The sequence below is a fragment of the Herminiimonas aquatilis genome, from assembly GCF_042665175.1.
Taxonomy (GTDB): domain Bacteria; phylum Pseudomonadota; class Gammaproteobacteria; order Burkholderiales; family Burkholderiaceae_D; genus Oxalicibacterium; species Oxalicibacterium aquatilis.
The window spans coordinates 20,425-27,027 of the sequence record NZ_JBHTCC010000006.1; the positions used below are offsets into that span (position 1 = coordinate 20,425).

The following is a 6,603-nucleotide window of genomic DNA, read 5'->3' on the forward strand; positions in this document are numbered from 1 at the left end:
TTTGCAAAACTATCAGGATCGTTCGCATGAACATCCTTCATATTGATTGCAGCCCGCGTCCAGAATCACACAGCCGCCAACTTTCAGCTGGGATCGTAAAAAAACTTCTTGAAATTGAGCCCAATGCGCGCATCAGCCGACGAGACTTTGCCGCAGCTCCTCTCCCGCACGCTTCGTCAGACTATGCGACTACCCTATCGTCGCCAGTCACTTTGGCAGCTCCGCTGAAGGGTGCGTTGGAACTTTCGGAGACGCTTATTCAGGAAGTCGATGCGGCCGATGTGATTGTCATCGGAACACCCATGAACAACTTAACCGTTCCCTCGGTTCTCAAGGCGTGGATAGACCAAATTCTTCGCGCCGGCCGCACGTTCAAATCAACGCCAACTGGGAAGGTGGGGATGCTCCGAGATCGTCCAGTCTTTATCGGTATTGCTGCCGGCGGTGTCTTTACCGGTGAGCGAGCCAACCAACCCGACTTTCTCACGCCATATCTGTCAGCAGTGCTCGACTGCATTGGATTGAAAAATCTGCAATTTCTCTCCGTGCAAGCAACTGCATTTTTAGACCAAAATCAATCCATATTAGCGAGAGAAAAAGCACTCGCAACGCTCAATCTCGCAGCTATTGGGGAAACCCCATGTCTATGATTGAAATCACCGAAGATATGGAGACGATCATCAAGCAAGCGATGCTATCGTTCGTTGCGACGGTCAATGAAGATGGAACACCCAATCTTTCGCCGAAAGCGTCTTTGACCGTCAAAAACGGCGCTCTCTACTTTGCTGATATCGCATCGCCCCGGACAATACAGAACTTGAAACGAAATCCTGCCGTCGAGATTAACGTGGTTGATATTTTCCAAAGACGCGGTTATCGATTCAAGGGCCGAGCGTTCCTATTACCGTCAAGCGACGACGAGCATTCGATGATCGCTGACTGGGTTCGTGCGACGAACGGTCCAGAATATCCCGTCGATCACGTTGTCAAAATTGAGACGACTTCAATCGCCCCGTTGTTGTCCCCCGCGCATGTTTTTGCCGATCCTCGCCGAAGCCAGGATGAAATCAAGAGTACCTACTATCAAAAATACGGTGTGAAACCTCTCGCTGAATAACTCTCTCAAAGAACGAAAACCAATTGATCCTTCCGACATACAGTAGCGAGGCAACAATCTGAATTTCAGGAGCATTCCATGCAATCAATCGAAATCAAGGCCATTGAAAACAAAAATTTTGAAATATGGCTTCCACTGTGGAAAGGCTATCAGCGATTTTACAAAGTTGATATTCCCGAATCAGTGACGTTCGAGACTTGGGCTCGCTTCTTGGATCCGACTGAACCGATACATGCAGCGCTGGCAATGATGGACGGACAAGCAGTAGGACTAGTGCATTCGATCTATCATCGATCAGCTTGGACGACGAGCGATGACTGCTATCTTCAAGATCTTTTTGTTGCAGAAGACGGACGTGGTAGTGGCGTAGGTCGCGCGCTGATTGAGCATGTGTATGCAGATGCGAAAAGTCGTGGGGCATCCCGTGTGTACTGGCTGACGCATGAATCCAATCATAACGCCAGGCAGCTTTACGACCGTATCGCCGATCGCTCTGCCTTCATCCACTACCGAAAACTATTGGCCTGACACAATGAAGTAGGCGCGTCCTGCGGTGATCTGTGCATAGCAATAGAACAAAAAGATAGCCGCGGCCAGTATTTTAATTTCGAATCGTAATGCCTAATAAAGTACTAATTTAATAGCAGTTGAATTCCAAGGAAAATTGAATGATTACCTATGACTATGATTTGTTTGTAATTGGCGGTGGATCGGGTGGAGTGAGGGCGAGCCGACTTGCCGCGTCACTCGGCAAGCGAGTTGCAATTGCCGAAGAATACAGATTCGGCGGCACTTGCGTCATCCGCGGTTGTGTACCGAAGAAGCTTTTTGTCTACGCATCTCAATTTCATGAGCATTTTGAGGATGCTGTGGGTTACGGATGGGAGGTCGGTAAAAATACGTTCAACTGGAAGAAGCTGACTGCTGCTAAGGATAAAGAAATTGCTCGGCTCGAAGGCCTTTATCGACAAGGCTTAGAGAACAATGGCGTTGAGATCGTCGAGAGTCGCGCGGAGTTGATCGATGCGCACACTATTCGCTTAACTAAAACCGGCAGGACCGTCACCGCAGAGAAAATCGTCATTGCCACCGGTGGTACGCCAAATCCGCATGCTGCACTACCGGGCCACGAACTCTGCATTTCGTCCAATGAAGCTTTTGACCTTCCAGAGTTGCCACGATCGATCCTGATTGCCGGTGGCGGCTATATCGCCGTCGAGTTCGCCAATATTTTCCATGGCCTTGGTGCACATGTAACGTTGATCTACCGCGGTAAAGAAATTCTATCGCGTTTCGACCAAGACATGCGTCATGGCCTGCACAAGGCAATGACGGAGAAGGGAATCCGCATTATGCTCACCGACGTTATCGAAAACATCTCGAAGACTGCGGAAGGTGGTCTCATGGCGAAGACAAAGAACGGCGAGTCAATGGTCGTCGATTCCGTCATGCTCGCGCTTGGACGCGATCCAAACACCCAAGGGCTCGGACTGGAAGCTGCTGGCGTCGAGATTAACGAACGTGGCGCAATCATCGTAGACAAATATTCCCGTACCAACGTCCCCAATATTTACGCGCTGGGAGACGTTACTGATCGAGTACAACTGACACCAGTTGCAATCCATGAAGCCATGTGTTTCATCGAAACGGAATACAAAAACAATCCAACAGCTCCTGATCACGATGTAATCGCAACAGCTGTATTTTCTCAACCAGAAATAGGCACAGTGGGTCTGTCTGAAGAAGATGCTGTCAAACGCCATTCCGAGCTTGATATCTATCGCGCCGAGTTCCGCCCGATGAAGACGACGATTTCTGGCCGCGTGGAAAAAACGATCATGAAACTGATTGTTGATGCAGTGAGCCGCAAAGTTCTAGGCGCCCATATTCTCGGACATGACGCTGGCGAGATGGTACAACTACTTGGCGTTGCTCTAAAGGCCGGTGTCACGAAAGAAGATTTCGATCGCACCATGGCCGTTCATCCCACTGCGGCGGAAGAATTCGTGACCATGTATAAGCCGAGCTACAGCATTAAAAATGCTAAACGCATCTGATTTCCAAACTGTCATCTACACATGAGAAAGCACCATCTCCCCGGCTATACGAAATCAGACAATTTAAACAAATCGATATATGGAGGCAAACGATGAAAGCAATTGTGGTGGCAGACCAAACTGCAGGAACGGCCGGAATGAAGTTAGTAAAACGTCCGGAACCGCAAGCAGCAATAAACGATGTTGTTGTTCAGGTCCATGCAGCGGGATTCACTTGGGATGAACTGACGTGGCCCCCAACCTGGACTGATCGCAACGGTCGTGATAGAACACCGTCGATCCCCGGACACGAGCTGGCGGGAGTAGTCACTGCTCTCGGCTATGGCACAACAGGACTGTCGATCGGACAACGTGTATTCGGCCTCACAGACTGGACGCGTGACGGTACCCTGGCAGAGTACATTGCAGTTGAAGCGCGCAACTTAGCACCCTTACCTGGTGACGTCGACTTCACGGTGGGAGCGAGTCTGCCAATGCCCGGGCTGACTGCGTGGCAAGGACTGTTTGAACACGGTCGTCTTCGAACGGGACAAAGCATCATTGCGCACGGCGCAGCGGGGGTCGTCGGTTCGATGGTAGTGCAACTTGCACGTGAAGTTGGCGCGTACGTTATCGGTACCGGACGCGCTGCCGATCGTAAGACGGTTCTAGATTTCGGCGCACAGGAGTTTATTGATCTCGACAACGACACCCTGGAAGACGTCGGCACAGTTGATCTTGTTTTCGATATTTTCGGCGGTGACATCGGTAAGCGATCCGCTGCGTTGATTCGAACCGGAGGAACGCTGGTGACTATTGCTGGCCCAGTCGAAGTAAAGCCTACTAACGGTTTGGCAGTCGATTTTGTAGTTGAGTCCGATCGCGCCCAACTGAGTGAGATCGTTCAGCGAGTGCGGGATGGAAGACTACGGACGAACATCGGCACTGTCACGACCCTCGACGACGCCGTCGCTGTCTTCAATCGTACCGAGCGCCGTAAGGGTAAAACGATCGTGCGCGTTCGTCCATGAGACTTGGGAAATGAACTGACTCGTTGTTGTATTCTCTTTCGGCATTTTATTGAAGTCAAATATTTGAGTTCATCATTTAGGGCAAATGTAGTCTGAAAAATGGTATACCTCCGGCATCAAAATGGCACAATAGACTTGCTTGCTTTTCTTAAGTTTGAAATTGATGTCGAGGTATTCAAATGCCTGAACTCTCTTCTTCGCCGCACATCATTTTGGATCATCTGTTAGCCGCTCTTGACATCGGTGTGACCCATTTCACGGTCTGCGACATACGTGACGGCTGGGGAATGCGCCTCGATGCTTGCCAGTCGGCAAGCCTGCATTACTGTCTGGAAGGTCGTGGCACGCTCACCGTCCATGGTTCGCCACCTATTCAACTCGAACCGCATACCTTCGTGCTCTTGCCATCTGGGATTGCGTATCGTATCGAGAGTGCCTCGCATGAATCTATCCAACTTGAACATCGAATTAGCTTGTGTGGATCGTTTTCCCATGAGTCAGTGCCGACCCTAGTCGTCGGAAACGGGCTGCAAGGTATCGTCACGGTTTGTGGCGAAATACGCGTGGAATTGGCCAGTGGATCAGACCTATTTACCTCGTTGGATGTTCCCCTAGTGGCGCGCTTTAATGGAGCCAATGGGCTTCGGGATCAGTTTGTGATGCTACTAGCAGAATCTACTCAACCAGGAATAGGATCAAGTGTATTGACAGAAGCATTGCTCAAGCAATGTCTGGTGTTGGCGTTGCGACAATGGGGTGAAAACGATCCCTCACCATTGCCTTGGCTAGCTGCAGTAGGCGACAAACGACTTAGCCGCGCATTACACGCTATTTTCGAGCATCCTGCCATCGCTTATACAGTGGATAGTCTCGCGATGATTGCTGGCATGAGTCGTTCAGCATTTGCTGCCGCATTCCAGCGGGCCTTTGGTCAATCGCCGATGAGTTTAGTCAGACTAGTCCGACTACGTCGCGCTAGTGAATTATTGATTACGACCGCAATACCCGTAGCCGAAGTTGCGAAACGCGTCGGCTTCTCCAGCAGGAGCAACTTTTCTCTGGCCTTCAGTCAACTTTATGGATTGGATCCAAGTCGCTTTCGCCGTACGTTCACAGTGACTGGAAAAAATATGATGTTTCAAGAGAGATAAAGAATCAATTGATGCTTCTGCCAACAATAGCGATTTTACAAAGTTGATATTCCCGATATTGGTCTGACACCCTGATGCAAGCCCCCTCACGGTAATTTAATCAGACAATCTTCGCTTGTCGAAATACATTTTGGTGTCGCCGTCGAGCAGCATTCGATTGACGTTTACGTCTTCTAGACCATCATAATCGACATGACCAACGCTGAAGCGGAGTTCGTATCCACGTTTTTCTCTGTCGTTTTGAGCAGTGACGATCCCTCGAAGGCGTTCTACCGCCACACCGGTGTCAGACGGACTTGAATCAAGCAACAAGACTGCAAACTCATCCCCGCCCAGTCGCGCAACAATGTCCGTACTACGAAAAGCCAATTTCAACGCGTTAGCGAAGTTACGTAACGCGAGATCACCTTCAGCGTGTCCGAACGTGTCGTTAATAGCCTTAAAACCGTTCAGGTCAAAAAAAAGTAAGGAGGCTTGTCCCTGTATGTTCTTACAAACGTTCAGCCGACTCTCAGCCAGAGCTTCAAAGCCTCGACGATTCACCAATCCCGTGAGCGCGTCGACAATGGCCATGTGCATTGCTGTTAGTTCGTGTTCGACAGTCGCCGCTAAATCTTTTAAAAGAATGATATCTTCTTGCGTCATCTTCCTAGGGACCTTATCTACAAGACAGAGAGTACCTAATCGGCAGCCGTTCATTACAACTAGCGGACAGCCGGCATAAAACCTGATGCGAGGATCCTCCACGACGAAGGGATTATCAGCAAATCGACCGTCGTCAAGAGTGTCAGGGATGATCATGATTTCATCACTGTGTATTGCATGAGAACAGAATGAAAGGTCTCGCTGTATCGGCGCCTGTTGCTCCCCAGCGCAGGACACGGTGTACACCATTTCAGGCCCCACAAGTGTCACCTTGGCTATTGGGACATTGAAAACACGCTTAGCAAGACGCGTAAGCCGGTCAAACCGTTCGTCGGGATTCGCGTTGAAAAGACTTAGTGCTCGTAGTGCATCCAATCGAATCGATGTGTCTTCGAGATACGTAAGCGAATCCATCAGCATTCCTTTTTGTTAGCAGGTAGTTAGGATTAATCGACGGTTATAACCTCAACGTTGCCTGTTGCTAAATCAGGTAAACTGAATCGCCCCGAGTTTCTTAGACACTCGCAAGCCTCTCGAAGTACTGCTTTTCATAGTTGACGGGCGAAAGCCGGTCAGCATGATTATGACGTCGTTTGACGTTGTAGAACATCTCGATGTAATCA

8 protein-coding genes are annotated in these 6,603 nt (G+C 49.7%); 6 read left to right on the plus strand and 2 right to left on the minus strand.

The annotated features are described in order from the left end of the window. The first annotated feature begins 26 nt into the window (after positions 1 to 26). From ACFQO0_RS16685 to ACFQO0_RS16710, 6 genes are all read left to right on the plus strand, one after another. A complete protein-coding gene (locus ACFQO0_RS16685) occupies positions 27 to 650 on the plus strand; it encodes an FMN-dependent NADH-azoreductase (RefSeq protein ID WP_012078832.1) in 624 nt (207 codons plus the stop codon). Continuing rightward, positions 647 to 1,117, plus strand: a complete 471-nt coding sequence (locus ACFQO0_RS16690) for a pyridoxamine 5'-phosphate oxidase family protein (protein ID WP_041296399.1) — start codon at positions 647 to 649, stop codon at positions 1,115 to 1,117. Before ACFQO0_RS16685 ends, ACFQO0_RS16690 begins: the two co-directional genes overlap by 4 nt. A gap of 78 nt (positions 1,118 to 1,195) precedes the next feature. Continuing rightward, the gene (locus ACFQO0_RS16695) at positions 1,196 to 1,645 is read left to right on the plus strand and encodes a GNAT family N-acetyltransferase (protein ID WP_012078830.1); all 450 of its coding nucleotides are present in this window, start codon (positions 1,196 to 1,198) and stop codon (positions 1,643 to 1,645) included. Between the two features lie 143 nt (positions 1,646 to 1,788). Then, positions 1,789 to 3,174 carry a glutathione-disulfide reductase gene (gene gor / locus ACFQO0_RS16700; RefSeq protein WP_202943825.1) on the plus strand — a complete coding sequence of 462 codons (1,386 nt, stop codon included), beginning with the start codon at positions 1,789 to 1,791 and terminating at the stop codon, positions 3,172 to 3,174. Positions 3,175 to 3,266: 92 nt separating this feature from the next. Further along, entirely contained in the window at positions 3,267 to 4,184 is a 918-nt protein-coding gene (locus ACFQO0_RS16705; RefSeq protein WP_012078828.1) for an NADP-dependent oxidoreductase, read from the plus strand. Between the two features lie 179 nt (positions 4,185 to 4,363). Beyond that, the gene (locus ACFQO0_RS16710; protein ID WP_012078827.1) at positions 4,364 to 5,335 is read left to right on the plus strand and encodes an AraC family transcriptional regulator; all 972 of its coding nucleotides are present in this window, start codon (positions 4,364 to 4,366) and stop codon (positions 5,333 to 5,335) included. A gap of 96 nt (positions 5,336 to 5,431) precedes the next feature. Here the strand turns inward: ACFQO0_RS16710 and ACFQO0_RS16715 are convergent, their stop codons facing one another. Next, positions 5,432 to 6,394 carry a sensor domain-containing diguanylate cyclase gene (locus ACFQO0_RS16715; protein ID WP_012078826.1) on the minus strand — a complete coding sequence of 321 codons (963 nt, stop codon included), beginning with the start codon at positions 6,392 to 6,394 and terminating at the stop codon, positions 5,432 to 5,434. Positions 6,395 to 6,494: 100 nt separating this feature from the next. Beyond that, positions 6,495 to 6,603 (minus strand): IS3 family transposase (locus tag ACFQO0_RS16720; protein WP_195874814.1); only part of this gene is annotated, 109 nt, incomplete at its 5' end.